At 62.6% G+C, this 26,507-nt stretch carries 29 protein-coding genes, 2 tRNA genes and 2 pseudogenes; 25 read left to right on the forward strand and 8 right to left on the reverse strand.

The window, feature by feature from the left end:
- Window positions 1-71 precede the first annotated feature (71 nt).
- Window positions 72-1,190, reverse strand: a complete 1,119-nt coding sequence (locus ACWKV7_RS19430) for an HD-GYP domain-containing protein (protein WP_483859345.1) — start codon at window positions 1,188-1,190, stop codon at window positions 72-74.
- 177 nt (window positions 1,191-1,367) lie between these two features.
- On the opposite strand from ACWKV7_RS19430, the pseudogene ACWKV7_RS19435 reads away from it, so the two are divergent.
- From ACWKV7_RS19435 to nadA, 17 genes and pseudogenes are all read left to right on the forward strand, one after another.
- Window positions 1,368-1,566: pseudogene (locus tag ACWKV7_RS19435) on the forward strand (FmdB family zinc ribbon protein); the annotation flags it as partial.
- A gap of 95 nt (window positions 1,567-1,661) precedes the next feature.
- Entirely contained in the window at window positions 1,662-3,437 is a 1,776-nt protein-coding gene (gene aspS, locus ACWKV7_RS19440; protein WP_483859346.1) for an aspartate--tRNA ligase, read from the forward strand.
- Between the two features lie 64 nt (window positions 3,438-3,501).
- Window positions 3,502-4,251 (forward strand): YebC/PmpR family DNA-binding transcriptional regulator, encoded by a 750-nt coding sequence (locus ACWKV7_RS19445; RefSeq protein ID WP_483859347.1) that lies wholly within the window; start codon window positions 3,502-3,504, stop codon window positions 4,249-4,251.
- 165 nt (window positions 4,252-4,416) lie between these two features.
- Window positions 4,417-4,941, forward strand: coding sequence for a crossover junction endodeoxyribonuclease RuvC (gene ruvC / locus ACWKV7_RS19450; RefSeq protein WP_483859348.1), 525 nt, complete (start codon window positions 4,417-4,419; stop codon window positions 4,939-4,941).
- A 16-nt stretch (window positions 4,942-4,957) separates the two neighbouring features.
- Window positions 4,958-5,563 carry a Holliday junction branch migration protein RuvA gene (gene ruvA / locus ACWKV7_RS19455; protein ID WP_483859349.1) on the forward strand — a complete coding sequence of 202 codons (606 nt, stop codon included), beginning with the start codon at window positions 4,958-4,960 and terminating at the stop codon, window positions 5,561-5,563.
- A 5-nt stretch (window positions 5,564-5,568) separates the two neighbouring features.
- A complete protein-coding gene (gene ruvB / locus ACWKV7_RS19460; protein ID WP_483859350.1) occupies window positions 5,569-6,621 on the forward strand; it encodes a Holliday junction branch migration DNA helicase RuvB in 1,053 nt (350 codons plus the stop codon).
- 54 nt (window positions 6,622-6,675) lie between these two features.
- Window positions 6,676-7,128 (forward strand): tol-pal system-associated acyl-CoA thioesterase, encoded by a 453-nt coding sequence (gene ybgC, locus ACWKV7_RS19465; RefSeq protein WP_483859351.1) that lies wholly within the window; start codon window positions 6,676-6,678, stop codon window positions 7,126-7,128.
- Between the two features lie 2 nt (window positions 7,129-7,130).
- Window positions 7,131-7,823 (forward strand): protein TolQ, encoded by a 693-nt coding sequence (tolQ, locus tag ACWKV7_RS19470; RefSeq protein WP_483859352.1) that lies wholly within the window; start codon window positions 7,131-7,133, stop codon window positions 7,821-7,823.
- Between the two features lie 14 nt (window positions 7,824-7,837).
- Window positions 7,838-8,296, forward strand: coding sequence for a protein TolR (tolR, locus tag ACWKV7_RS19475; protein WP_483859353.1), 459 nt, complete (start codon window positions 7,838-7,840; stop codon window positions 8,294-8,296).
- A complete protein-coding gene (gene tolA, locus ACWKV7_RS19480; protein ID WP_483859354.1) occupies window positions 8,296-9,249 on the forward strand; it encodes a cell envelope integrity protein TolA in 954 nt (317 codons plus the stop codon). The genes tolR and tolA overlap by 1 nt, the downstream gene beginning before the upstream one ends.
- A 26-nt stretch (window positions 9,250-9,275) precedes the next feature.
- Entirely contained in the window at window positions 9,276-10,535 is a 1,260-nt protein-coding gene (gene tolB, locus ACWKV7_RS19485; RefSeq protein ID WP_483859378.1) for a Tol-Pal system beta propeller repeat protein TolB, read from the forward strand.
- A gap of 54 nt (window positions 10,536-10,589) precedes the next feature.
- Entirely contained in the window at window positions 10,590-11,087 is a 498-nt protein-coding gene (gene pal, locus ACWKV7_RS19490; RefSeq protein ID WP_483859355.1) for a peptidoglycan-associated lipoprotein Pal, read from the forward strand.
- Between the two features lie 6 nt (window positions 11,088-11,093).
- Entirely contained in the window at window positions 11,094-11,897 is an 804-nt protein-coding gene (ybgF, locus tag ACWKV7_RS19495) for a tol-pal system protein YbgF (RefSeq protein WP_483859356.1), read from the forward strand.
- A 117-nt stretch (window positions 11,898-12,014) separates the two neighbouring features.
- Window positions 12,015-12,662, forward strand: a complete 648-nt coding sequence (gene queE, locus ACWKV7_RS19500) for a 7-carboxy-7-deazaguanine synthase QueE (protein WP_483859357.1) — start codon at window positions 12,015-12,017, stop codon at window positions 12,660-12,662.
- 47 nt (window positions 12,663-12,709) lie between these two features.
- The gene (queC, locus tag ACWKV7_RS19505; protein ID WP_483859358.1) at window positions 12,710-13,384 is read left to right on the forward strand and encodes a 7-cyano-7-deazaguanine synthase QueC; all 675 of its coding nucleotides are present in this window, start codon (window positions 12,710-12,712) and stop codon (window positions 13,382-13,384) included.
- Between the two features lie 58 nt (window positions 13,385-13,442).
- Window positions 13,443-13,518 (forward strand) — tRNA-Lys (locus ACWKV7_RS19510).
- Between the two features lie 104 nt (window positions 13,519-13,622).
- The gene (gene nadA / locus ACWKV7_RS19515; protein WP_483859359.1) at window positions 13,623-14,681 is read left to right on the forward strand and encodes a quinolinate synthase NadA; all 1,059 of its coding nucleotides are present in this window, start codon (window positions 13,623-13,625) and stop codon (window positions 14,679-14,681) included.
- Window positions 14,682-14,738: 57 nt separating this feature from the next.
- Here the strand turns inward: nadA and ACWKV7_RS19520 are convergent, their stop codons facing one another.
- Window positions 14,739-16,172, reverse strand: coding sequence for a M48 family metalloprotease (locus tag ACWKV7_RS19520; RefSeq protein ID WP_483859360.1), 1,434 nt, complete (start codon window positions 16,170-16,172; stop codon window positions 14,739-14,741).
- Window positions 16,173-16,278: 106 nt separating this feature from the next.
- Here ACWKV7_RS19520 and ACWKV7_RS19525 point away from each other — a divergent pair, with 106 nt between their 5' ends.
- Both ACWKV7_RS19525 and ACWKV7_RS19530 read left to right on the forward strand, forming a co-directional pair.
- Window positions 16,279-16,515: a sulfurtransferase TusA family protein gene (locus ACWKV7_RS19525; protein ID WP_483859361.1), complete on the forward strand. Its 237-nt coding sequence runs from the start codon at window positions 16,279-16,281 to the stop codon at window positions 16,513-16,515.
- Between the two features lie 43 nt (window positions 16,516-16,558).
- On the forward strand, window positions 16,559-17,629 hold the full coding sequence (locus ACWKV7_RS19530; protein WP_483859362.1) for an AI-2E family transporter: 1,071 nt from the start codon (window positions 16,559-16,561) through the stop codon (window positions 17,627-17,629).
- Between the two features lie 69 nt (window positions 17,630-17,698).
- Here ACWKV7_RS19530 and ACWKV7_RS19535 read toward each other — a convergent pair whose 3' ends face one another.
- Window positions 17,699-18,172: a peroxiredoxin gene (locus ACWKV7_RS19535; protein WP_483859363.1), complete on the reverse strand. Its 474-nt coding sequence runs from the start codon at window positions 18,170-18,172 to the stop codon at window positions 17,699-17,701.
- A gap of 27 nt (window positions 18,173-18,199) precedes the next feature.
- Entirely contained in the window at window positions 18,200-18,757 is a 558-nt protein-coding gene (locus tag ACWKV7_RS19540) for a glycine cleavage system transcriptional repressor (protein WP_483859364.1), read from the reverse strand.
- Between the two features lie 167 nt (window positions 18,758-18,924).
- Between ACWKV7_RS19540 and dapA the strand changes: the two genes are divergently transcribed.
- From dapA to ACWKV7_RS19560, 4 genes are all read left to right on the forward strand, one after another.
- Complete coding sequence (gene dapA / locus ACWKV7_RS19545) at window positions 18,925-19,803, forward strand: 4-hydroxy-tetrahydrodipicolinate synthase (protein ID WP_483859365.1); 879 nt, start codon at window positions 18,925-18,927, stop codon at window positions 19,801-19,803.
- Between the two features lie 18 nt (window positions 19,804-19,821).
- The gene (locus ACWKV7_RS19550) at window positions 19,822-20,940 is read left to right on the forward strand and encodes an NlpB/DapX family lipoprotein (RefSeq protein WP_483859366.1); all 1,119 of its coding nucleotides are present in this window, start codon (window positions 19,822-19,824) and stop codon (window positions 20,938-20,940) included.
- A gap of 89 nt (window positions 20,941-21,029) precedes the next feature.
- Window positions 21,030-21,899 (forward strand): phosphoribosylaminoimidazolesuccinocarboxamide synthase, encoded by an 870-nt coding sequence (locus ACWKV7_RS19555; protein ID WP_483859367.1) that lies wholly within the window; start codon window positions 21,030-21,032, stop codon window positions 21,897-21,899.
- A 101-nt stretch (window positions 21,900-22,000) separates the two neighbouring features.
- Window positions 22,001-22,090: transfer RNA gene (locus ACWKV7_RS19560), tRNA-Ser, on the forward strand.
- Window positions 22,091-22,277: 187 nt separating this feature from the next.
- On the opposite strand, the gene arsN2 is transcribed toward ACWKV7_RS19560, so the two are convergent.
- The 4 genes from arsN2 to ACWKV7_RS19580 form a co-directional block, all read right to left on the reverse strand.
- Entirely contained in the window at window positions 22,278-22,706 is a 429-nt protein-coding gene (gene arsN2, locus ACWKV7_RS19565) for an arsenic resistance N-acetyltransferase ArsN2 (RefSeq protein WP_483859368.1), read from the reverse strand.
- Between the two features lie 47 nt (window positions 22,707-22,753).
- The gene (locus tag ACWKV7_RS19570; RefSeq protein WP_483859369.1) at window positions 22,754-23,863 is read right to left on the reverse strand and encodes a hypothetical protein; all 1,110 of its coding nucleotides are present in this window, start codon (window positions 23,861-23,863) and stop codon (window positions 22,754-22,756) included.
- 66 nt (window positions 23,864-23,929) lie between these two features.
- The gene (locus tag ACWKV7_RS19575; protein WP_483859370.1) at window positions 23,930-24,418 is read right to left on the reverse strand and encodes a YchJ family protein; all 489 of its coding nucleotides are present in this window, start codon (window positions 24,416-24,418) and stop codon (window positions 23,930-23,932) included.
- Between the two features lie 2 nt (window positions 24,419-24,420).
- Window positions 24,421-24,918, reverse strand: a complete 498-nt coding sequence (locus ACWKV7_RS19580; RefSeq protein ID WP_483859371.1) for a DUF6231 family protein — start codon at window positions 24,916-24,918, stop codon at window positions 24,421-24,423.
- Between the two features lie 175 nt (window positions 24,919-25,093).
- Here ACWKV7_RS19580 and ACWKV7_RS19585 point away from each other — a divergent pair, with 175 nt between their 5' ends.
- The gene (locus ACWKV7_RS19585; RefSeq protein ID WP_483859372.1) at window positions 25,094-25,831 is read left to right on the forward strand and encodes a PA1041 family peptidoglycan-binding anchor lipoprotein; all 738 of its coding nucleotides are present in this window, start codon (window positions 25,094-25,096) and stop codon (window positions 25,829-25,831) included.
- Between the two features lie 513 nt (window positions 25,832-26,344).
- Window positions 26,345-26,507, forward strand: a pseudogene (locus tag ACWKV7_RS19590) (IS5/IS1182 family transposase); the annotation flags it as partial.

The following is a 26,507-nucleotide window of genomic DNA, read 5'->3' on the forward strand; positions in this document are numbered from 1 at the left end:
TGTCTTCCATGGGGCGCCCGGCAGGCGCCTGGTCGCGAGCTTAGCCAGCCACGGGCGCTGGGTACAGCCGCTCAGCGATGCCCCAGGTGTGGATATTGATGAAGTGTGCGGTTGAACACTTCCACCCAGTGGGTGCTGAACTGGCTGCCGGCCAGATTGTTGAGTTCGAGGATGGCGCGTAGCACCGGGCGCTTGCTCAACGATTGATGGGCGCGCTCGTGGGTGCGGGCGTCGAAGGTGTCGACAATGTGCAGGATCAGCGCGCCTGGCGCGATTTCCGCTTCTCGGAGTTCCTTCGGGTAGCCGCTGCCGTCCACATGCTCCTGGTGCTGCAGGACGATTTCGGCCGCCGCTTTCCAGCTGGGCAGGCGCCGCAGGAGGTCATGTGCCAGGCGAGGGTGGGCCTGCATCTGGCGGCGTTCGTCGCGGCTGAGATCGAATTGCTTGTGCAGCAGCTCCAGTGGCAGGAAGGCCATGCCCAAATCATGCATGCAGACCGCCGCCGCCAATTGCGCCGGCGGTTCCGGTTGGCCGCCGATGGCGTTCATCGACAGGGCCAGGTCGAGCAGGCGCTCGCCTCGACCGAGCCAGTATTGCGAGCGGCGCTCGGCAGCCTGCATGAGATCGATGAAGAACTGTAGGTCGGCATCGACTTCCACGCCATGACGTGCCAGGAGCGCCGCCAATTCTCCTCCGTCATCGGCTGTCGCCGCCTGCACCTGGGTATGTGGGTCGAGTTGCAGCAGCAGTCGGTGGCGCAGTTCCCCCTGTTGTTCACGCGGGGCACGTGCCAGGGCTTGCAGTGCGCGGCAATGTTCATCGATCTGTCCGCTCTCCAGCTGCGCGGCGGTGCCACCGAGTGCCTCGCCGATCAGTGCACGAATGCGGTCCAGGGTCAGCAGCAGGATGTCGCCGAGGGTACTGTCGAATTGCAGTTCTTCGGCGCGCAGGCGCTCGAGCACGTCTTCCAGGGCCTGAGGTAGCGGCACCAAGTCGTTCAGGTCGACCAGGGAAAGATTGCCCTTGAGGTTGTGCGCTAGGCGGAACAGCTTGCGCAGGCGTTCGCTGTCTTGGGGGAAGTGCTCCAGTTCGATCAACAGTTGCTCGCATTGCGGCAGTTGATCGGCGACGTCCAGGCGGAAGTCTTCCAGTTGGTCGCTGGACAAGTCCAGGGCGCGGGCGATGGCCATGGCGGTTCTCCATGGGGGGTGGGGTCGCTGGTTTCGTCAGTATAGAACTCGCGCTGAAAGCGAAGCGGTGGGCGGCTGCACCGAGCCGATTATCCATATATAATCCCGCCCCTTGCCGCGGAAAGCGGGCTCGCGGCGCTGATTTTTCCGATGAGCGGAGTGAGCCGATGCCTATTTATGAGCCCGTCCTGTGTCCATCGGCTGGGAAGCTATCCAGAAATTCAGCGATGCGCCGTTGGTCGAATGCCCGACCTGCAACGCACCCGAATTGAAGAAAATGCTCTCTTTGCCGGTTTTCCGCCTGCGGGGCGGCGGCTGGTACGAGACCGACTTCAAGGCCGGCGCGAAGAAGAACCTCGCCGGCGGCGACAGCGCCCCGCCTGTTCCGGCGGTAGCTGCGGTAGCCCCGGTTGCTCCGCCGCCGATTGAGCGGCCCGACGAATTCACGACTCACGAGAAGCGAACCACGACATGATGCGCAGCCACTATTGCGGCCAACTGAACGAGAGCCTGGACGGCCAGGAAGTCACCCTTTGCGGCTGGGTTCACCGCCGCCGCGACCATGGCGGGGTGATCTTCCTCGACATTCGCGATCGTGAGGGGTTGGCCCAGGTGGTGTTCGATCCTGATCGCGCCGATACCTTCGCCAAGGCCGACCGTGTGCGCAGCGAATATGTGGTCAAGGTTACCGGCAAGGTGCGCCTGCGTCCGGAAGGTGCACGCAACCCGAACATGGCCTCCGGCGCTATCGAAGTGCTCGGCTATGAACTGGAAGTGCTGAACCAGGCGGAGACCCCACCGTTCCCGCTGGACGAGTACTCCGACGTCGGCGAGGAAACGCGTCTGCGCTATCGCTTCATCGACCTGCGCCGGCCGGAAATGGCCGCCAAGCTGAAGCTGCGTTCGAGCATCACCAGCAGCATTCGCCGCTACCTTGACGAGAACGGCTTCCTCGATGTGGAAACGCCGATCCTCACTCGTGCGACGCCGGAGGGCGCGCGCGACTACCTGGTGCCGAGTCGTACCCACGCCGGCAGCTTCTTCGCTCTGCCGCAATCGCCGCAGTTGTTCAAGCAATTGCTGATGGTGGCCGGCTTCGACCGCTACTACCAGATCGCCAAGTGCTTCCGCGACGAGGATCTGCGTGCTGACCGGCAGCCGGAATTCACCCAGATCGACATCGAGACCAGCTTCCTCGACGAGCAGGACATCATGGGACTCACCGAGAACATGATCCGCAAGCTGTTCAAGGAAGTGCTCGACCTGGAATTCGGCGAATTCCCGCACATGACCTTCGAAGAGGCGATGCGTCGCTATGGTTCCGACAAGCCGGATCTGCGCATCCCGCTGGAGCTGGTTGATGTCGCCGATCTGATGAAGGATGTCGACTTCAAGGTGTTCTCCGGGCCGGCCAACGACGCGAAGTGCCGCGTCACTGCACTGCGTGTTCCGGGCGGTGCGAGCATGCCGCGCAAGCAGATCGACGATTACACCAAGTACGTCGGCATCTTCGGTGCCAAGGGCTTGGCCTATATCAAGGTCAACGAGCGTGCCAAGGGCGTCGACGGTCTGCAGTCGCCGATCGTCAAGAACATCGCCGAGTCCAATCTCAACGCGGTGCTCGACCGTGTCGGTGCGGTGGATGGCGACATCGTGTTCTTCGGTGCCGACAAGTCCAAGATCGTCACCGATGCGCTGGGTGCGCTGCGCATCAAGCTTGGGCACGACCTGAACCTGCTCACCTGCGAGTGGGCGCCGATGTGGGTCGTGGATTTCCCGATGTTCGAGGAAAACGACGACGGCAGCCTGACCTCGCTGCACCATCCGTTCACCTCGCCCAAGTGCAGCCCGCAAGAGTTGGAAGCCAACCCTGCTGCCGCGCTGTCCCGCGCCTACGACATGGTGCTCAACGGCACCGAGCTGGGTGGCGGCTCCATTCGTATCCACGACAAAGGCATGCAGCAGGCGGTGTTCCGCGTGCTGGGCATCAGCGAGGAGGAGCAGCAGGAGAAGTTCGGCTTCCTGCTCGATGCCCTCAAGTACGGTGCCCCGCCCCATGGCGGCCTGGCCTTTGGCTTGGATCGCCTGGTGATGCTGATGACCGGCGCCAGCTCGATCCGCGAAGTGATTGCCTTCCCGAAAACCCAGAGTGCCGCCTGCGTCATGACCCAGGCGCCGGGTGTGGTGGATGCCAAGGCACTGCGCGAGCTGCACATCCGCCTGCGCGAGCAGCCGAAAGCCGAATAAGTCGAATCAACCCTTGGGGCGGCACTGCTGTGTGCCGCCGAGCTTAGCAACTAAGGAGTGAGTTATGGCCGGTCATTCCAAATGGGCCAACATCAAACACCGCAAGGAGCGTCAAGACGCCAAGCGCGGCAAGATCTTCACCAAGCTGATCCGTGAGTTGACCGTGGCTGCCAAGCATGGCGGCGGCAATCCGGCGGACAATCCGCGCCTGCGCCTGGCGGTGGACAAGGCGCTGACCGCCAACATGACCCGCGACACCATCGATCGGGCCATCGCCCGCGGCGCCGGTTCGAACGATGCCGACAATATGGTCGAGCTGAGCTATGAGGGCTACGCCCCCAGTGGCGTGGCGATCATCGTTGAGGCTATGACCGACAACCGCAACCGCACTGCCGCCGAAGTGCGTCACGCCTTCAGCAAGTGCGGCGGCAACCTGGGTACCGACGGCTCAGTGGCCTACATGTTCGACCGCAAGGGCCAGATCAGTTATGCGCCGGGTGTCGACGAAGATGCTTTGATGGAAGCGGCCCTGGAGGCTGGTGCCGACGACGTGGTTGCCGCCGAAGACGGCTCGGCCGAGGTCTACACCTCCTTCGCCGATTTTCTCGCGGTGAACGAGGCGCTGACGGCGGCGGGATTCAAAGGCGACGAGGCCGAGGTGGCGATGATCCCGTCGATCACCGCTCCCGTCACCGATGTGGAAACTGCGCAGAAAGTGCTGAAGCTGATCGACATGCTGGAAGACCTGGACGACGTGCAGAACGTCTACCACAACGCGGATATCCCCGACGACGTCATGGAACAGCTCGGCTAGGCCTGGCGTGTCGGCGAGGCCGGATGCGACGGGTGTGCCATGCCCGGCGCTTCCGGCCTTTTCTTTTGGTGCGGCGGGTGACGCCACCTGCCGGCATCCCTATACTTCGAGCCTGGATAAATAGACAGTGACTGCCCTTCGCCGGCAGCGCGAGTGGATGAGTGCATGACGTTGATCCTCGGTATCGATCCCGGCTCGCGTATTACCGGCTTCGGTGTAGTGCGGGATACCGGTCGCGGTTGTGAATATGTCGCGTCCGGCTGCATCCGTACCGGCAGCGGTGTGCTGCACGAGCGCCTGCAGATCGTCTATCGCGGTGTGCGCGAAGTGATCCAGAGCTACGGTCCGGTGATGATGGGTATCGAGCAGGTATTCATGGCGCGCAATGCCGACTCCGCCCTGAAGCTCGGACAGGCCCGCGGTGCCGCCATTGTCGCCGCGGCGGAGGAGGGGCTGGAGATCAGCGAGTACACGGCGACCCAGGTCAAGCAAGCGATCGTCGGCACCGGGGGGGCGGACAAGCAGCAGGTGCAGATGATGGTGATGCACCTGCTCAAGCTCACGCAGAAACCACAGATCGACGCCTCCGATGCCTTGGCCATCGCCCTGTGCCATGCCCACACGCGGCAGAGCCTGGCCCCCCATGGCCTGATCGGCGGCAAGCGCCGCGGCGGGCGTCTGCGCTTATGAATGAAGGAAACCCAGCATGATCGGACGTTTGCGCGGCACCCTGGCGGAAAAGCAGCCGCCCTACCTTGTGCTCGATGCCAATGGTGTCGGTTACGAACTGGAAGTGCCGATGACCACCCTGTACCGCCTGCCGTCGGTGGGCGAGCCGGTTACCTTGCATACCCATCTGGTGGTGCGGGAGGATGCCCATCTGCTCTACGGATTCTTCGAAAAGCGCGAACGCGAGCTGTTCCGCGAGCTGATCCGGCTCAACGGCGTCGGCCCCAAGCTGGCCCTGGCCTTGATGTCCGGCCTGGAGGTGGATGAGCTGGTCCGCTGCGTGCAGGCGCAGGATACCTCCACCCTGGTGAAGATCCCCGGGGTCGGCAAGAAGACTGCCGAACGCCTGCTGGTGGAGTTGAAGGATCGCTTCAAAGCCTGGGAGAGCATGCCTAGCATTGCCCCGCTGGTGGTTGAACCCCGCCCGGGTGCGGCAGTCTCAAGCGCGGAGGGCGATGCCGTCAGCGCTTTGCTCTCCCTCGGCTTCAAGCCACAGGAAGCCAGCCGTGCGGTGGCGGCCGTGCAGGAAGAGGGCCTTTCCAGCGAAGAACTGATCCGTCGTGCCCTTAAAGGGATGGTATAGCCCCGATGATTGAAGCCGACCGCCTGATCGCCGCCAGCCCGCGCGAGCGCGAAGAGCAGCTGGACCGAGCCATTCGCCCGCTGAGGCTGGCCGACTATATCGGTCAGCCGATCGTGCGCGAGCAGATGGAATTGTTCATCCAGGCCGCCAAGGGGCGAGGCGAGGCGCTCGACCATACGCTGATCTTCGGCCCGCCGGGGCTCGGCAAGACCACCCTGGCCAACATCATTTCCCAGGAGATGGGCGTGTCGCTGAAGAGCACGTCCGGACCGGTGCTCGAGCGCCCCGGTGACCTGGCGGCACTATTGACCAACCTGGAAGCGGGCGACGTGCTTTTCGTCGATGAGATTCATCGGCTGTCGCCGGTGGTCGAGGAAATCCTCTATCCCGCCATGGAGGACTTCCAGCTCGACATCATGATCGGCGAAGGTCCGGCCGCTCGCTCGATCAAGCTCGACCTGCCGCCTTTCACCCTGGTCGGCGCCACCACGCGTGCGGGCATGCTGACCAATCCGCTGCGCGACCGCTTCGGCATCGTTCAGCGGCTGGAGTTCTACAGCATTGCCGACCTGACCACGATCGTCAGTCGTTCAGCCGGTATTCTCGGCCTGCCCATCGAGCCAGAGGGGGCCTACGAAGTGGCCCGGCGTGCCCGCGGCACGCCGCGTATCGCCAATCGACTGCTGCGCCGCGTGCGCGACTACGCCGAGGTGCGTGGCACGGGGCATATCAGTCGGTCGATTGCCGACCAGGCGCTGAACATGCTGGATGTAGACGAGCACGGTTTCGACCATCAAGACCGTCGCCTGCTGCTGACCATGATCGAGAAGTTCGATGGTGGCCCGGTGGGTATCGACAGTCTGGCTGCTGCCATCAGCGAGGAGCGCAACACCATCGAGGATGTGCTGGAACCCTACCTGATCCAGCAGGGCTTCATCATGCGTACTCCGCGCGGGCGGGTCGTCACGCGGCATGCCTACCTGCACTTCGGTTTGAACGTGCCCAAACGCTTGGGCGAATCGCCGGTTATCGACCTGTTCGATGATGGCGGAAGCTGACGAAAAAAATTGTTATCAAGCCGGATTGGCAAGCCTGGGAGCTAGCACTAGAGTATGCGCGCGCAAAACGGAGTTCAGCCGTTCACCCATCGTTGTCGTGTCTATTACGAGGACACCGATGCCGGTGGCATCGTCTACTACGTCAATTACCTCAAATTCATGGAACGGGCTCGCACCGAGCGGCTGCGTGACCTGGGTTTTGCCCAGTCGACGCTGGTCGGGGAGAACCTGTTGTTCGTCGTGCATTCGGCCGAGGCGCGCTACCACGCGCCGGCGCGACTGGACGACGAGTTGCTGGTGAGTTGCGAAGTGATCGAGTTAAACCGTGCCAGCCTGCGCTTTCGTCAACAGATCAGGCGGGTTGCGGATGAAGCGCTGCTCTGCGAAGGGCAGTTCCTGGTGGCCTGTGTGCGCGCCGACAGTTTGAAACCCCGAGCCCTGCCCGAAGCGCTGCGTTCAGCCTTCGCTGGTCAGCCTGGAGCGGGTACCCCAGCAGCAGGAGAGTAAGCGTGGAAGCCAACGTCGACCATATGTCCATGTGGAGCCTGATCAGCAATGCCAGCGTGCTGGTGCAGCTGGTGATGCTGATTCTGATGGCCGCTTCGGTCACTTCATGGATCCTGATCTTTCAGCGCAGCAACATGCTTCGTGCGGCGCGACGCGCTCTGGACAACTTCGAGGAGCGCTTCTGGTCGGGCATCGATTTGTCCAAACTCTATCGCCAGGCCGGCAGCAATCCCGATCCGGATTCCGGTGTCGAGCAGATCTTCCGCAACGGCTTCAAGGAGTTCTCGCGTCTGCGCCAGCAGCCGGGCGTCGACCCGGACGCCGTGATGGACGGCGTGGCGCGCGCCATGCGCGTGGCCATTTCACGCGAAGAAGAGAAGCTCGAGCAGAGCCTGCCGTTCCTGGCTACCGTTGGCTCGACCAGTCCGTATATCGGCCTGCTCGGTACCGTCTGGGGCATCATGAACTCCTTCCGCGGCCTGGCCCAGGTCCAGCAGGCGACCCTCGCCACCGTGGCCCCAGGCATCGCCGAGGCCCTGATCGCCACCGCCATCGGCCTGTTCGCCGCGATCCCGGCAGTGATCGCCTACAACCGCTTCTCCGCGCGCAGCGAGACCTTGATCGGTCGCTACTACACCTTCGCCGACGAGTTCCAGGCCATCCTGCACCGCAAGGTGCACGCAAGCGACGACTGAGAAGGTAATCCTCCATGGCCCGCATACGCCATAAACGCAAACCGGTCGCCGAAATGAACGTGGTGCCCTACATCGACGTGATGCTGGTGTTGCTGGTGATCTTCATGGTCACCGCGCCCATGCTCAACCAGGGGGTCAAGGTCGACTTGCCGAAGGTGAGCAGCGAGGCGCTGCCACAGGACACCAATGCCCGCGTGTTGACCATTTCGATCAAGGCCGACCGTACCTACTACTGGACCATGGGCGAGGAAGTCGACCCGGACCAGGGTAAGGACAGCGAGACCGCTACTGCGTTGCCCCAGTTGGTGCAGGCGGTGAGCGCGATCATGAATCAGAACGCCAGCCAGGGTAAGAAAGTGCAGGTCTTCGTGCGTGGCGACAAGAGCGTCGACTACGGCGCGGTCATGGCGGTCATGGGCGGCTTGCAGCAAGCCGGCGTCGGCAACGTCGGACTGATCACCGAGGCGCCTTGATGCAACAGCGGAGCGAGCGTTCGTCCTCGGAAGGCTACTTCTGGCCGACGGTCTTGGCCGTTGCGCTGCACCTGCTGGTGTTCGCCATGCTGTTCGTCAGCTTCGCCATGACGCCTGAACTGCCGCCGGCGCGACCGATCGTTCAGGCTACCCTGTACCAGCTGCAATCGCAGAGCCAGGCGACCACCCAGACCAACCAGAGGATCGCTGGCGAAGCCAAGCAGACCAAGGCCCCGCAGTACGAAGTCGAACAGCTGGAACAGAAAAAGGCCGAGCAGCAGAAGCAGGAAGCCATCAAGGCCGCGGAACGCAAGAAGATCGAAGAGGCTCGAAAGGCCGAGGAAGTGAAAAAACAGGCCGAAGCCAAGAAGGTGGAAGAGGCGATGAAGGCTGCCGAGCAGAAGAAACTGGCCGATATCGCGAAGAAAAAGGCCGAAGACGAGAAAAAGAAGGCCGAGGAAGCCAAGAAGAAGGCCGCAGCTGAAGCTGCCAAAAAGGAAGAGGCCAAGCGGAAGGCTGCCGCTGATTCCGCCAAGAACAAAGCCGCACAGGAAGCCGCACGTAGGTCAGCGGAGGAGCAGAAGGCGGCAGCATTGGCAGATCTGCTTTCGAATCAAACGGAGCATCAGCAAGCTCTAGCTGATACGGTAGGGGATCAGGTTGCTGGCAATCTCGATGATCTGATTGTTCGGCTGATTCGAGAAAACTGGATCGAACCCGGTACTGCTCGTGCAGGGATGCAGGTCACCATTCTGCTTCAAATGCTACCCGATGGGACTATTACCAACGCTTCCGTCATCCGCTCTAGTGGCGATACCTTGGTTGATAGCTCGGCTATAGCTGCGGCGCGAGGTATAGGACGCATACCTGAAATGCAACAGCTGGATGCAGCGACTTTTGATCGCTTGTACCGCAAACGTGAAGTCATATTGAGAGCAAAGGGAACACAATGATTCGTACTTTTTTGCTTGGGCTGATCATGCTGGTCGGCAGTGTGCAGGCTGCCGATCCATTGCTGGTTGATGGAGGCACCAATCGCGCGATCCCTATTGCGGTGGTGCCCTTTGGCTGGCAAGGCGGCACGGTGCTGCCCGAGGACATGGCTGAGATCATCGGCAACGACCTGCGTAACTCAGGCTACTACGAGCCGATTCCGCGGCAGAACATGATCAGCCTGCCGACTAGGGCCGGCGAGGTCATCTATCGTGACTGGAAAGCGCTGGGCGCCCAGTACCTGCTAGTGGGCAGCATCGTGCCGGCGGGGGGACGCCTGCAGGTGCAGTTCGCGCTGTTCAACGTCGCCACCGAGCAACAGGTGCTGACCGGTACTGTTGGCGGCGGCGTCGACCAACTGCGCGACATGGCGCACCACATCGCCGATCAATCCTTCGAGAAGCTCAGTGGCATCAAGGGGGCGTTTTCCACGCGCCTGTTGTATGTCACCGCGGAGCGCTTCTCGCAGAACAACACCCGCTATACCTTGCAGCGTTCTGACTACGACGGCGCCCGCGCCGTGACCCTGCTGCAGTCCCGCGAGCCAATCCTCTCGCCGAGCTTCGCGCCGGACGGTCGTCGCATCGCCTATGTGTCCTTCGAGCAGAAGCGCCCGCGCATCTTCATCCAGCACATCGATACCGGGCGTCGTGAGCAGATCACCAACTTTGAAGGGCTCAATGGTGCTCCGGCCTGGTCGCCGGACGGCAACCGCCTGGCCTTCGTGCTGTCACGTGATGGCAATCCGGAAATCTATGTGATGGATCTCGGCAGCCGCCAACTTCGCCGCGTTACCAATCACTTCGCCATCGACACCGAGCCGTTCTGGGGCAAGGATGGCCAGACCATCTACTTTACCTCCGACCGTGCCGGCAAGCCGCAGATCTACAAACTCAACATCAACAGCGGGGCGGTCGAGCGAGTGACCTTCAAGGGTAACTACAACGCCAACCCGAAGCTGTCCGCTGACGAGAAGACCCTGGTGATGGTGCATCGCCAGGATGGTTTCACCGTATTCCGCGTTGCCGCCCAGGACCTGGTCAAGGGCGATCTGCGCATTCTGTCCGCTACCAGTCTGGATGAGTCGCCCACTGTTGCGCCTAATGGCACCATGCTAATCTACGCCACCCGTCAGCAGGGTCGGGGAGTCTTGATGCTCGTGTCCACCAATGGGCGCGTGAGGCTCCCGCTTCCTACCGCTCAAGGCGAAGTCCGTGAGCCGTCCTGGTCCCCCTACCTGAACTGAAGCGGTACCAACACACTCTTTTATAAACACCCTGGGGTTCTTTAGGAGCTATACATGGAAATGCTGAAATTCGGTAAGTTCGCTGCTCTGGCTTTGGTTGTGGCCGTTGCCGCTGGTTGTAAGTCCACTGCTAACGACGCTGGCGGTCAGGAAGCCACTGATCCGAACGCCGGCTACGGCACCAACACCGGTGACGTAGACGGTAGCCTGAGCGAAGAAGCCGCCCTGCGCGCCATCACCACCTTCTACTTCGAGTACGACAGCGCCGACCTGAAGCCGGAAGCCATGCGCGCTCTGGACGTTCACGGTAAGGACCTGAAAGCCAACGGCGCCCGCGTCGTTCTGGAAGGCCACGCTGACGAGCGCGGCACTCGCGAGTACAACATGGCTCTGGGCGAGCGTCGTGCCAAGGCCGTTCAGCGCTACCTGGTACTGCAGGGCGTTTCCCCGGCTCAGCTGGAACTGGTTTCCTATGGCGAAGAGCGTCCGGTTGCCACTGGCAACGACGAGCAGTCCTGGGCCCAGAACCGTCGCGTAGAGCTGCGTAAGTAAGTCGCCATGATGAATTGCCGCCGTGCCCTGACTCTGTTGGCTCTGGCCCTGCCGCTCGCGGCCTGGGCCGAGGTTCCCGTGGTGGATAGCAATGCCGGTTATACCGACGGCAGCTACCCGCAGGCGGGTTATGGTACCGGTGGCGCCTACGCCGGGGGCGGAGCTACAGCTCCGGCCTCGGCGCAGGGTCAGCTGTTCATGCAGCTGCAGCAACTGCAGGACGAGGTGTCCCTGCTGCGCGGCATGCTTGAAGAACAACAGCATGAAATCAAGCGCCTGAAGCAGGAGAGCCTGGAGCGCTACCAGGATCTCGATCGGCGCATGCAGGGCGGTTCTCCCGCCGCTGTCCAGAATTCCGCTGCCGGCGCAATCGACGCCAGTGGCACTCCGACGCCGCCGGCCGCTAGCCAGGCGAGCAGTCAGCCGGCCGATCCGGCGAAAGAAAAGCTCTACTACGATGCCGCTTTCGATCTCATCAAGGCGAAGGATTTCGACAAGGCCAGTCAGGCATTCACCGGCTTTCTGCGCATGTATCCGAATAGTCAATACGCTGGTAACGCCCAGTATTGGCTGGGCGAGGTGAACCTTGCCAAGGGTGACCTTCAAGGTGCCGGGCAGGCCTTCGCCAAGGTCAGCCAGAATTATCCAAAACATGCGAAGGTGCCGGACTCGCTGTACAAGCTGGCCGATGTCGAGCGGCGCCTGGGTAACAACGACAAGGCCAAGGGCATCCTTCAGCAGGTCGTGGCCCAGTATGCGGGTAGCTCCGCGGCTCAGCTCGCGCAGCGCGATCTGCAGAATATGCGCTGAAGGCTACCGGCCTCGGCAATAAACCCGCGCCTGGCGCGGGTTTTTTCGTTAGAATCGCCGCCCCGATTCCCGCAACGGAGGCGGATGGCCTGTTTCGCCGTCACGCCCGTGGCTGATATGCAAGAAACCCTGCGAATTACCGAGATTTTCTACTCGCTGCAGGGCGAGACGCGCACCGCCGGTTTGCCGACCGTGTTCGTCCGCCTCACCGGCTGCCCCCTGCGCTGCCAGTACTGCGACACCGCCTATGCCTTCAGCGGCGGCGAGATCATGTCCCTGGACGCGATCCTGGAGCGTATTGCCGCCTATCGGCCGCGCTACGTCTGCGTCACCGGCGGCGAGCCGCTGGCCCAGCCCAACTGCATCCCTCTCTTGCAGCGTCTCTGCGACGCCGGCTATGAGGTCTCCCTGGAAACCAGCGGTGCGCTGGATATCTCTGCTGTCGACACGCGCGTCAGTCGGGTGCTCGACCTGAAAACCCCGGGTTCGGCGGAAGTCGCGCGCAATCGCTACGAGAACATCGGCTTGCTCACCCGTCATGACCAGGTGAAGTTCGTCCTTTGCTCGCGGGAGGACTACGACTGGGCGGTTTCCAAGCTGATCGAATACCGCCTCGACCAACGTGCCGGGGAGGTGCTGTTCTCGCCGAGCCACCATGAGCTCGACGTGCGTGCGCTGGCCGACTGGATCGTCAGCGACAACCTGCCGGTACGTCTGCAGCTGCAGTTGCACAAGATTCTCTGGAACGACGAGCCGGGCCACTGACCGGTTTCGCGGCGACCAGGCTGCCATTCTTGCGAGAGGAAACGCCGATGAGCGACAAGAAAGCTGTCATTTTGCTGTCTGGTGGGCTGGATTCGGCCACCGTGGTGGCCCTGGCCAAGGCAGAGGGCTATGCCTGCTACAGCATGAGCTTCGATTATGGGCAGCGGCACCGCGCCGAACTGCGCGCGGCCGAGCGCGTAGCCAGGCAGCTGGGCGTGATCGAGCACAAGGTCATCGGGCTGAATCTCAACGGTATTGGCGGCTCGGCGCTGACCGACAGCAGCATCGCCGTACCTGAAAGTCCTACCGAGGGCATCCCGGTTACCTACGTACCGGCGCGCAATACGGTGTTCCTGTCGTTGGCGCTTGGCTGGGCCGAGGTGCTGGGCGCCCGGGATATTTTCATTGGCGTGAATGCGGTGGACTATTCAGGTTATCCGGATTGCCGTCCGGAATTCATCGACGCGTTCGAGCGAATGGCCAATCTGGCCACCAAGGCCGGTGTGGAAGGGCAGGGCTTTCGCATTCGCGCGCCGTTGCAGAACTTGAGCAAGGCCGAAATCGTCCAGGCCGGCGTGCGGCAGGGCGTGGACTATGGGTTGACGGTGTCCTGCTACCAGGCCGATGGCGAGGGGCGTGCCTGCGGCAAATGCGACAGTTGCCGCCTGCGCGCGGCCGGCTTCGCCGCCGCCGGCATCTCCGATCCTACCCGGTACCAATGAGTTTTTTCTCGAGAGGTGTTGATTTTCTGAATTAAATCAGTATCATGCCGCTCGCGTTGGGTCGTTAGCTCAGTCGGTAGAGCAGTTGGCTTTTAACCAATTGGTCGTAGGTTCGAATCCTACACGACCCACCATCCTTCCCTGGCTGCACCTCTTTCGATCCCGTCTCCGCTCACCTGGCGCCGCTAGTGCCGGTGGTATACTGTCTTCCGCGTTTTCGCGCTTGCAGGTCCAGCATATGACGCAGATTCCCGAACGCATCCTCGTTCAAGCCCACCTCGCCGCCAAGCAGCCCAAGCCGCTGAGTGCCGAAGAAGAAGTCCATTACCGCGCCGAAATCGCTGCCGAGCTGAAGGAGCAGAATGCCGTGCTGGTGGCCCACTATTACTGCGACCCGGTGATCCAGGCGCTCGCCGAGGAAACTGGTGGCTGCGTCTCCGATTCCCTGGAGATGGCCCGTTTCGGCAACCAGCATCCGGCGCAGACGGTGGTGGTGGCCGGCGTGAAGTTCATGGGCGAGACGGCAAAGATTCTCAACCCTGAGAAGCGCATCTTGATGCCGACCCTGGAGGCCACCTGCTCGCTCGACCTCGGCTGCCCGGTGGAGGAGTTCTCTGCCTTTTGCGACCAGCATCCCGAACGCACCGTGGTGGTCTACGCCAACACCTCGGCGGCGGTCAAGGCGCGCGCGGACTGGGTGGTGACCTCCAGTTGCGCCTTGGAGATCGTCGAGAGCCTGATGGACAACGGCGAAAAGATCATCTGGGCCCCGGACAAGCATCTGGGGCGCTATATCCAGCGCGAAACCGGCGCCGACATGCTGCTCTGGGACGGTGCCTGCATCGTGCACGAGGAGTTCAAGGCCAAGCAGCTGGAAGACATGAAAGCACTGTATCCGAGCGCTGCCGTGCTGGTGCATCCGGAATCCCCGGAAGCGGTGATCGAACTGGCCGACGCCGTGGGTTCCACCAGTCAGCTGATCAAGGCAGCGCAGACGCTGCCGAACCGTACCTTCATCGTCGCGACCGATCGCGGCATCTTCTACAAGATGCAGCAGTTGTGCCCGGACAAGCAGTTCATCGAGGCACCCACCGCCGGCAATGGCGCCGCTTGCCGCAGTTGCGCGCACTGCCCGTGGATGGCGATGAACACCCTGGAGCGCACGCTGCAGAGCCTGCGCGAAGGCAGCAACGAGATTTTCGTCGACCCGGCGCTGGTGCCGCGCGCGGTCAAGCCGCTCAAGCGCATGCTGGACTTCACTCAGGCGGCGCGGCTGAAGCTGGCGGGCAATGCCTGAAGTGAGGCGCATAAGGAAAAGCCCGGCGACGAGCCGGGCTTTTTGCTTTCTGGCGGATCAGCGCAGCATCTGCTTGATCAGTCGCTGCTCCTCCATCATTTCCTTCTGTCTTGCATCGATGCGCGAGGCGAGCTGGAAGTTGTTGGGGGAGCGACGCTTGGCGAAGTCGAGTTGCTCGATGGCCTGGTCGTAGTCGCCCACCAGGGCGAAGTATTCCGCCCTCGCCTGGTGCAGGCCGACAATGTTGCCGGAGAGGCCGCGAACCTCGGCGACCAGATACCAGACATCCGGATCCTTCGGCCGGCTTTTCAGCAAGTCATCCAGCACCTTCTCCGCTTCTGCCGCTCGGTTCTGCTTGAGCAGCAGGTCGGCCCTGGCCTGCTTCAACGGGTAATCGCGCGGGTACAGCGACTGCAGGCGCTCGATGCGCTTTTCGACATCGGCCAGCCGATTGGAGGCCATGTCCAGTTCGATCTGCGCCAGGTTGTAGATCAAGTCATCCGGCGCAGCCTGCAGCAGCGGCGCCAGAATCTGCCGTGCCTCGCTGAGCTGGCCACTCTTGATCTGCCCCAGTGCCAAGCCGTAGCGAGCAGCGTCCTGCCTTGGGTCCTCGTTGAGCATGGCGCGAAAGCGCTTGACCGCCATGCCTGGCGTGGTTTCGAACGCTAGCTGCATGCGGGCACGCATCAGCTGGTAGCGCAGGCTGTCGGCGTTGCCGGTCTCGGGGTACTGCTCGGCGCGATTCTTGGTGTCGGCGATGCGGGACTCGCTCACCGGGTGGGTCAGCAGGAACTCCGGCGGCTTGCGATCGTAGCGGTACTGGCGCATGAGTCGCTCGAACATGCTCGGCATGGCCCGCGGGTCGTAGCCGGCGCGTTCCAGGTTGATCAGGCCGATACGGTCGGCTTCCTGTTCGTTCTGCCGCGAGAAGCGTCGCTGTTCCTGGATGGCCGCAGCCTGGGTCGAGGCGATCGCCGCGATGCCTGCATCGCCAGCGCCGGCGGCCGCGGCGATGATGCCGGCGAGCATGGCGGCCATCATTGGCACCTGCATGCGCTGCTGGGCCTCGATGCCTCGGGCGAAGTGGCGTTGCGACAGGTGCGCCAACTCGTGGGCCAGCACCGAGGCGTACTCGGCCTCGGTCTGGGCATAGAGGAACAGGCCGCCATTGACGCCGACGATTCCGCCCGGAGCGGCAAAGGCGTTCAGCTCGGGACTATTGAGCAGGACGAATTCCAGGCGCCGGTCCTGCAGCTGGCTGGTCTCCGCCAGGCGATAGACGCTGGTCTCCACGTAGTCCTTGAGCAACGGGTCGGCGATCTGGTCGATCTGTCCACGCAGCAGGCTCAGCCAGGCGCGGCCGAGTTGATGCTCCTGTTCCGGCGAGACGATCGATGAGCTGGCGTCGCCGAGCGACGGTAGGTCGCTGCCGGTGGCCGGTGTGCCCAGCAGGCAGGCCAGGGTCAGCAGGGTGGGGCGCAGAAGCTTCATGCACGGAGCTCGATGGAGTGAGGTTGCTACTTTAGCTGGCGGTCCGGGCCGCTGGCCAGGGTTGCGCCGGCTTGGGTATCCTAGCGCTCCCTATTGGAGATCCCCTATGACGCATGCAGCCTGCGACGCAGAGCTGGACGCCAGTGGCCTCAACTGCCCCTTGCCATTGCTCAAGGCCAAGCTGGAGCTCAATCGTCTGCCCAGTGGCGCGATACTCAAGGTGACGGCCACCGATGCCGGATCGCAGCGCGATTTTCGCGCCTTTGCCACGCTGGCCGGGCACGAAATGCTGCATGAGGAAGTCGAAGACGGCGTTTATCGCTATTGGTTGCGCAAGGCGTAGCCGGTTGCTTCTCCGGCGCAGGCCGGGTTCATAAGGATTGCTGATGCTCAAGGTTTTTCGCGGCTGGGTGCAGCGCTACTTCTCCGACGAGGAGGCGGTGGTGCTGGCGGTACTGTTGACCCTTGGTTTCGCCGCCATATTGACCCTGGGCGACATGCTGGCCCCGGTGCTGGCTGGGCTGGTGCTGGCGTTCCTGATGCAGGGTCTGGTCAATCTGCTGGAGCGGTTGCGATTGCCACAGCTGGCCGCAGTGCTGATCGTCTTCATGTTGTTCATGGCCTCGCTGGGTGTTTTCCTGCTGGTGGTCGTGCCGTTGCTCTGGCAGCAATTAATTACCCTGCTCAACGAATTGCCGCGCATGTTCGGCGAGTGGCAGTCGTTGCTGCTGCTGTTGCCCGAGCGCTACCCGCAGTTGGTGACCGAGGAACAAGTGCTGCACGCCATCGAGGCCGGTCGCGGCGAGGTCGGCAAGCTCGGCCAGTGGGTCTTGTCGATCTCCCTGGCCAGCCTGCCGTTCCTGGTCAACATGATGATCTACTTGGTGCTGGTGCCGATCCTGGTGTTTTTCTTCCTCAAGGACCGGGCATTGATCAGTGGCTGGATCAGCGGGTTCCTGCCCAGGGAGCGAGAGTTGCTGACCCGTGTCGGCAGCGAGATGAACCTGCAGATCGCCAACTACATCCGCGGCAAGGTGATCGAGATCATCATCTGTGGTGTGGTGACCTACATCGCCTTCGCCTGGCTGGGATTGAATTACGCTGCGTTGCTGGCGCTGCTGGTCGGGTTGTCAGTGGTGGTGCCCTACATCGGCGCAGTTGTGGTCACGGTGCCGGTGGCGCTGATCGGCCTGTTTCAGTGGGGCTGGGGCGACCAGTTCATCTACCTGATGGTGGTCTACGGCATCATCCAGGCGCTGGATGGCAATGTGCTGGTGCCGCTGTTGTTCTCCGAGGCGGTCAACCTGCACCCGGTGGCGATCATTTGCGCGGTACTGCTGTTCGGCGGGCTATGGGGGTTCTGGGGAATCTTCTTCGCCATTCCGCTGGCTACCCTGTTCAAGGCCGTGCTCAATGCCTGGCCGCGCAGCGCGCCCCTGGCCCCGGCCGGCGACTAGCGTCACCCAGTGGCCACAAAAAAAGCGCCGCTGGCAGGGCTGCGGCGCTTCATCGGTGCGCTGGCAAGGTCAGGCCTGGGCCAGTTCGCGGGCGGCGGCAAGCACTTCTGCTACGTGCCCCGGTACTTTAACCGCGCGCCATTCCCGGCGTAGCACGCCGTTCTGGTCGAGCAGAAAGGTGCTGCGGTCGATGCCCAGGTATTCCTTGCCGTAGAGCTTCTTCAGCTTGATCACGTTGAACAGCTGGCAGAGCGCTTCGTCCTTGTCGCTGATCAGCTCGAAGGGAAATTCCTGCTTGCACTTGAAGTTCTCGTGGGATTTCAACCCATCGCGAGAAACGCCGAAAATCAGGGTATTAGCCGCCTGGAAGTCGGCGTGGTGGTCACGAAACCCCTGGCCTTCGGTGGTGCAGCCCGGGGTGCTGTCCTTCGGATAAAAGTAGATCACCACCTGCCGGCCTTTGAGGGCGGACAGCTTGACCTCCTGGCCACCAGTGGCCTGGGCGGTGAAGTCGGCGACGGGCTTGTCGAGGGTGACGGCCATCGGGAGTCTCCTTGCGGCGGCTTGGGTCTACGGGTTCTGCGGGCGCCAGGGCTCGATCAGTGCATCCAGGTTCAGGGCGTCGGCGAAGTCGAGGAACTGGTCGCGCAGCCAACTGATCTGGGTGCCGGCCGGCAGGGTCACGGTGAGGGTGGCATTGAGCATGGTGCCGCCGGTTTGCGGGGCCTGGTAGGTGTCACAGGTGAGGCTTTCCAGTTCGACGCGGTGATCGATGAAGAACTGGCACAGCTCATTGAGGATGTCGGGGCGATAGGCTGAGCTGACATAGGCCACGTACGGTAGGGCCTGGGGGCGGTTTTCCAGGGCGGAACTGCGGGTATCGCTGACAATGAAACCGTGCTTCTTGGCCAGCGCCGGCAGGCCGGCTTCCAGGCGAGCCAGGGCGTCCCAGCTGCCGGTGACCTGCAGCACCAGCGCGCTGAACTCGCCGTGACGGGTCAGGCGGGTACTGACCACGGCGCAGCGGTTTTCCTGGCTGGCGCGGCAGAGCACATTGGTCAGCTCCATGGGGTTGGGGCCGAGGGCGCTGATGACGAGGAATTGTTCGCGAACTGGGGGGGTGGACATGCAGCTTTCCTAAAACGAGGGAGGCCGGCGCACGCAGCGCCCGGTAAAGGCGAAAGGGTAGCGAAAAGCGCGGTCCAGGGGAATGCTTGAAGGGCCTGGACTTGGCTTGTGAAAGGTAGATGGCGACAGTACCATTACCGCTCTCTTTTTCCGGCAGGAGCGGTTGCATGATTGCGGGCAGTATGGTGGCGCTGGTCACGCCCATGGATGCACAGGGTGGTCTTGACTGGGACAGCCTGAGCAAGCTGGTGGACTTCCACCTGCAAGAGGGCACCAATGCCATCGTCGCGGTCGGTACTACCGGTGAGTCCGCTACCTTGGACGTGGCCGAGCATATCGAAGTGATCCGTCGCGTCGTCGACCAAGTCAATGGCCGTATTCCGGTGATTGCCGGCACCGGCGGCAATTCCACCCGCGAGTCGGTGGAACTGTCCAGCGCTGCGAAGAATGTCGGCGCAGATGCCTGCCTGCTGGTCACCCCCTACTACAACAAGCCGACCCAGGAAGGCTTGTACCAGCACTTCCGCCATATCGCCGAAGCCGTGGCGATTCCGCAGATTCTCTACAACGTTCCCGGCCGTACCGCCTGTGACATGCTGCCCGAGACCGTCGAGCGGCTGGCCAAAGTGGACAACATCATCGGCATCAAGGAAGCCACTGGCGACCTGCAGCGTGGCCAGGAAGTGCTGGACCGCGTGGGCAAGGACTTCCTGGTTTACTCCGGTGACGATGCCACTGCCGTCGAGCTGATGCTGATGGGTGGCAAGGGCAATATCTCGGTGACTGCGAATGTCGCCCCGCGCGCCATGAGTGACCTGTGCGCCGCGGCCATGCGCGGCGAGGCCGCCATCGCCCGGGCCATCAACGACCGGATGATGCCGCTGCACAAAGCCTTGTTCAGCGAATCCAACCCGATTCCGGTGAAGTGGGCTCTGCACGAAATGGGGTTGATCCCCGAAGGCATCCGCCTGCCCCTGACCTGGCTCAGCCCGCGTTGTCACGAACCGCTGCGGCAGGCCATGCGCCAGTCCGGCGTACTTGCTTAATTCGAGGAATCTTTACGCATGAAGCGACTGGCCGGATTCTCCGCGCTCGCCTTGATCATCTCCGGCACCAGCGGTTGTGGCTGGCTCTGGGGTGAAGACGGCTACTTCCGTGATCGCGGTAGTGACTACCTGGAGGCGCGGCAGACTGCCCCGATGCAACTGCCCTCCAACGTCAATGCCAAGCCGCTCGACCCGCTGCTGCCGGTGCCCGAGCAAGTCGCCACGACGACTGCCAGCGGTGAGTACGAAGTGCCACGTCCGCAGCAACTGGCAGTGCGCGAGCAAGCCAGCGACTTCAGTCTGCAGAAAAGCGGCGAGTCGCGTTGGCTCGTCGCCCAGCGCACGCCGGCGGAAGTCTGGCCGGTCGCTCGCCAGTTCTTCGAGGACAACGGCTTCCGCATTGCCGAGGAACGTCCGCAGACTGGCGAGTTCAGTACCGCCTGGCAGCGCCTCGATGAGCTGTCTGCCTCCATGGCTCGTCGCATTACCAGCCGTGTCTCCGGGGTCGATCCGGATAGCGAGACCCGCCTGCGGGTACGCATCGAGCCCGGTGTGCAGCGCAATACCAGCGAAATATTCGTCGTGAGTGCCCAGCGCCCTGCCGGCAGCAGCGCCGATGTGGCCTTTCCCAGTCGCAGCGGCAATGCCAGCCTGGACGCGGCCTTGCTCGACGAGCTGCTGGCCAATCTGGCGCGTAGCGCCGAGCAGGGCGGTTCGGTCTCGCTGCTGGCAGCTCGTGATTTCGATGCGCCCAGTCGTGTGAGCCTCACCGAGGACGGCAACGGCAACCCACTGCTGAACCTCGGCGCCGATTTCGATCGCGCCTGGTCCGGCGTCGGCCGCGCCCTGGAGATGGGGGACGTGCGCGTGGAAGATCTCAACCGCAGCCTCGGCCTGTACTACATCAACCTCGCCGAGGGCGCGGTGAAGAAGGACGAGGAGCCGGGTTTGTTCAGCCGTGTGTTCGGTAGTGAGCCGACCAAGGAAGAGATCGATGCCCGTGCCGAGCGCTATCAGGTCCGCCTGACCACCGTTGGCGACAGCGTACAGGTCACCGTTGAGAAGAACCTGAATACGGTCGCTCCCGAGGACGTGGCTCGCCGGGTACTGCAACTGATTCAGGACAACCTCGGCTGATCGAACCGGTCCGATACGGCAACGATACGCAAGCAATAGGCGAAACCCCTGGTTTCGCCTGTTTCGTTTAATCAAGGCGGAAATCCGACATGAGCGCTCCCACCACCCTCAGCCTGAAGAAAATCTATTCGGGCAAAGTTCGCGACCTTTACGAGATCGACGCCAAGCGCATGCTGATGGTGGCCACCGATCGCCTGTCGGCGTTCGATGTGATTCTCGCCGAGCCGATCCCGGACAAGGGCAAGATGCTCACCGCCATCTCCAACTTCTGGTTCGAAAAGCTAGCCGGGCTGGTACCCAACCACTTCACCGGAGACAGGGTGGAAGACGTGGTAACAGCCGCCGAATTGCCGTTGGTCGAAGGACGTGCCGTGGTTGCCAAGCGCCTCAAACCGGTGGCTGTGGAAGCTATCGTGCGCGGCTACCTGGCCGGCTCCGGCTGGAAGGAATACCAGCAGAGCGGTACCGTCTGCGGCATTTCCTTGCCGGCAGAGCTCAAAGAAGCTTCCCGGCTGCCGCAGCCGATCTTCACGCCATCTACCAAGGCGGCCGTGGGTGATCACGACGAGAACATCAGCTTCGAACAGTGCGAAGCCATCATTGGCGAGGAGCTGGCGGCCAAGGTTCGGGATACGGCCATTGCCCTGTACAGCGCGGCTGCCGAGTTCGCTGCCGGGCGCGGTATTATCATCGCCGATACCAAGTTCGAGTTCGGCCTGGACGAAGATGGCACCCTGACCCTCATGGACGAGGCGCTGACGCCCGACTCCAGCCGCTTCTGGCCAGCTGACAGCTACGTGGAAGGCCAGAATCCACCCAGCTTCGACAAGCAGTTCGTGCGCGACTGGCTGGAATCCACCGGCTGGAACAAGCAACCGCCGGCACCGGCCGTGCCCGCCGAGGTGGCCCAGAAAACTGCCGACAAATACCGCGAAGCGCTGACCCGCCTGATGGACTGAGCGTCGCAACGCCTGCACGGCGCAAGCGCCTGATCGCACACGAAAAAAACGAGCCCCAGGGCTTCGCCCAAGCGCTTCGAACTGCTATCATGCGCGCCGCTGGAGAGATGCCGGAGTGGCCGAACGGGACGGATTCGAAATCCGTTGTACCCTCGCGGGTACCTAGGGTTCAAATCCCTATCTCTCCGCCATTATTGATGCTTAAGCCCCTGAAATTCCTAGAGTTTCAGGGGTTTTTGCTTTCTGGATTCTTTAATGTGTCGACGATGTGTCGAAGTGCCTCGTGCGCCCCGTAGGCTGCGATTGAGCGAAGCCCAACGAATGGCGCGTCATACCCCGATGCCATATCTGCTCTGTGGAACAGGTGCGCTGGCGGCGCTACGCCAATGTCTTGCCCATGAAGGTCGCGGACGCAGGACACAGGCCGCTGAACTGGGCAGTGCCTCGAATACAGGAGGGGGCTGTTTCACGCGAATGCGGGGCATAACCCAGGCGCATGAAGAAGGGTGCGGCGGAGGTGGTCAGCAGGTACAGGTGCCGGACGCCCAGTCGACGGGCGTGCTGCTCGGCAAAATCCACCAGGGCCCTGCCCAGGCCTTGCTGGCGCTGTTGCAGGTGCACGGCGAGGGAACGCAACAGCGCATGCTCACCATAGGTTTCGAGCCCGACCGATGCCTGCAGCTCGCCGGAGACGAAGCAACCGAAGAGTTGCAGGTTCGCCTGCTGCGCGACGTCGTCGGCCGGCAACTGGCACGCCTCGAGCAGGCTGAACAGCGCGGCATCGGGTTGGATGAGCGAGATATCCACACGGCTCCCGGAAGGACCCGCCCCTGGCATCAGGGGCGGGTGGCTGGTCAGCCCGCGGTGCACTTGGCCTTGGCCTGCTCCGGGGTAAGGTCGCGGATCGAGGTATAGAACAGCTCGCAGCTCTGCACCTGGTCGGTGACCTGCCACTTCTGCGTGCAACTGCTCAGCGTGGTTTGTGCGTCCGCACTGGGGTTGGCGCCCATGCCGGCCTGCCAGCAGGCGGCGCTGAGGTCCTGGCCCATCACCTTGAGTCCGGCTGCGTCGGCCTTCTGCTCGTTGCCGTCGTAGTTCTCCGGGTCCGCCGCGTACCAGATGTAGCTGGGGTGATTGGCGCCGAGCACCTCGACCGTGCGACCGGTCTGCGGGGCGATCTGTGCCAGGCCCAGAACACTGAGGCTGACGCCGTACTGCTGCTGCACCCAGGTGCGCACCGGCGAGCCGAAGGCCACCATCGGCAGGGAGGGCGCGCCACTGCTGGCCGGTTCGGTGAGTTCGTCGACCATGCGCGTCTGGTAGTCCTTGAAGTAGTCGTAGACGCCTTCCAGGGAGCTGCCGGCGCTTGCCGGAGCGGCGATCGGGGCGATGTCGATGATGGTCTGGTAGGCCGGAGTCTGCGCCGCGGGAACGCCGTTGACGGTGAGCAGCGCGGCCCAGCGGTCGGTGGTCTTGGATTCCAGGTAGTCCTGCGCCTGGGTCAGCGAATAGTCCGGCGGGAAGTGCAACAGTTCGATGCTGCGACGGTTTTCCAGGGCCATGCCCAGCGGCAGGAAGAAATACCAGCTGTACTGCCACTTGCCATCGCCATTGAGCTTGCTGGCGCCATCGAAGGCCAGGTCGCCGGCATCCAGTAGTGCCTTCAGTGGCGTGCCGTAATCGTCCGGTACGCCACTGAAAGAGGCGTAAAGAGAGTCCTTGTCCTGGTGGACCTTGACCTTGGCGTTGGGATAGCCATCACGCTGCACGCTCTGGCCGAGGTAATGCTCGACGGTCTGCTCCAGGGTCCAGTCGCGGTAGCAGACGACCGCGCAGTTGTTGGGGTAGGCGAACAGCCGGGTGACGCGTTCGTGGTTACCGAGATCGACCCTTACATCGGCCGACACATTCACGGCGAACAGTGTGGCGGCGAGAGCGATCGCCAGTCCTTCAGTTCTTCTCATGGTCCTGCTCCTTGTTAGCCGGGCTCTGTACCGAACCCTGGCTAACACTGAAGCATCGCTATCCGATTAAAGAAAGCCGGAGCAGCATTTTTTGAATTTCTGCCCGCTGCCGCAGGGGCATGGATCGTTGCGTCCTGCATTGAGCGGGGCAGTGGGGTCGATGAAATACCATTGCCGTTCGCGCTGCACGAACGCCGAGCGTTCGCGGTGGGCATGCTCGCCGCCGCCATCGTGCCAGCGTGCGACGAAGGTGACGAAGGCATGCTCCGGCTTGCCACCCAGTACCTCGGCATGCTCCACCTCCAGGCCGAGCCAAGTGCTCTGTGCACTCCAGGCGGCGATGGCGGCACGGTCCAGTGCGCTTTGCTGGGCGGGCAGGGTGGTGGTCACCAGGTAGTCGATCAGTCCCAGCACGTAGGCGCTGTAGCGCGAACGCATGAGCAGTTCGGCACTCGGTGCCGGCGTGCCGGCATGGTAGCGGCCACAGCAGGCGCCCAGAGGGCTGCCGCTACCGCAGGGGCAACTGGGGGAATCGATCGGGTCGAGGCTGGCCATGGTCACCACCAGTATTTGCCGAAATTCTGCGGGTTGGCCCAGAACTTCGCATTGAGCCAATCGGGCACCTGCTTGTACTCGCGCAGGTCGTAGGTGAACAGGGTGAGGCTCTGCTCGCCGCGCTGAAAGCGTTCGCTGGCCTGGAGCGCGAGGGAGAAGAAGTCGGTGTCCTGCCAGCCGCAGGCGTCGAGGTCGGCCAGCACCGCGATGCGACTGGCGTTGAGGTTGCGAATGCCGCCGAGCAGCTCCAGGCCGACGCGTTTGGGCAAGTGTTCCAGGCAGTCGACCACCAGTGCCAGGTCGAAGCGCTGCCCAGCCAGTTCGGCCGGCAGCGGGCCGGCTTCGGCGTAGGCCAGTCGTGTCTGTGGGTGGGCGTCGAGGAAGGCATTCACCGCCGGCAGCTCGTCGGCGCCGATCAGCAGCAGATGCCGCGGGGCATGGCGATCGAGCAGGGCAGCCAGGGCCTGCTGCGGTGTACGCGAAGAAGGGCTGTCGGTCATCGGAATTCCTCATGCGGGGCCAAGAGACTAACGCGCCGCCGCGTGTACGCCTAGATTCTGTCGCCGGTGGGGTTGCGAGCCGCGTCGGTCATGGCGTTGTGCCTTGAATGAAGCGAGCCTGGGGTCTTTACTTCTCGGTTACCGGTATTCACCGGCGACACAGGAGATTCCCACCATGAGTGCTTTCGCGAGGACTATGGTTCCCCTTCTTCTGGTCAGCAGTGTTCTATCTGGTTGCGTCACGACTTCCAGTACGGGAGACGCGCCGCTCAACCAGGGGAACTGGCCCTTGTGCAGTGCGATTGGTGGCCTGGCCGGTGGCGGTCTGGGTGCAGTCGAGAGTTCCGCCTGGGCAGGCGGTGGCGCGGTGGCCGGTGCGGTCATCGGTGGCCTGATCTGTTACGCGCAGGATGGCGACCAAGATGGCGACGGCGTGTTCGACAGGCGCGACCGCTGCCCCGATACGCCGCCCAACACGCCGGTGCACCATAACGGTTGTCCGCTCAAGGAATACCCGAGCAGCCCGCCGTCGATGGCCGAGCCGGAACCGATGCCGGCGCAAAGCGAAGTCATCGTGTTGAGCGACCTGGGTGCGGTGCTGTTTGCCTTCGATTCGGCGGAACTGACCGAAGCGGCGCGTACGCAACTGGATGCCATCGTCGGCAAGTTGCAGGGCGCCGATGTGGTGAGCGTCAAGGTGGTCGGGCATACCGACAGCGTCGGTACCGATGCCTATAACCAGGGCCTTTCGGAGCGGCGGGCGCGTAGCGCTGCCGATTACCTGATCGCCCAGGGCGTGCCCGCCGCCAATCTGACCACCGAAGGCATGGGCGAAAGCCAGCCGACGGCGGACAATGGCAGCGATGCCGGACGCGCGCAGAACCGCCGGGTGGAAATCCACGTCACTCGGTGAGCGAGCGCAACGCAGCGGGGGCCCTCCGGGCCCCCTTTTTTGTTCTAGGCGTCGGTTTTGATAACGGGCTGGCAGATGTGTGGAATTGCACTGACTTGACCACCCATTTGCACAACCACTGATCAGTCAATTGCATTCCAGCTGATCAAGCGTTTGCATTCGACTTGACCAGCGCACGCTGTAGTGACAATTGGCAGAGAACGGCCAAAAGCGGACCTGAAGGAAATCTGCTCCTGCACCGGAACAAGGCCGACAGCAATGATGATTTTCGTGATCGCTTGAACGCTTGGCCCCCGCTGCGCGAACTACAGAATGGCCAGGGCTATGCCCGCAACAAGGCCGGATATATGAATGCAACCGCGCTGACGACAGGATCGGGAAAAGCTGTCCTCACTGCTTGTGGGGAGAGTCCATATAAGTTGTTAGGCTTCACCCCAAACTTCGCCTAGGGAAACTCTGAAAAAGACTTCCTGATTTTGGCAAAATGCCAGGACTCCACCGCCGAGTTTTCCGATGAAGCAGATGACCTTCGCCGACGCCGAGTACGCAGGCAAGCGCAAGCAGACCCGCAAAGAGTTGTTCCTGATCGAGATGGATCGGGTGGTGCCGTGGAAGGGCTTGGTTGCCCTGATCGAGCCGCATTACCCGAAGGGTGAAGGCGGTCGCCCAGCGTATC

The sequence above is a fragment of the Zestomonas ipomoeae genome (genome assembly GCF_057128665.1).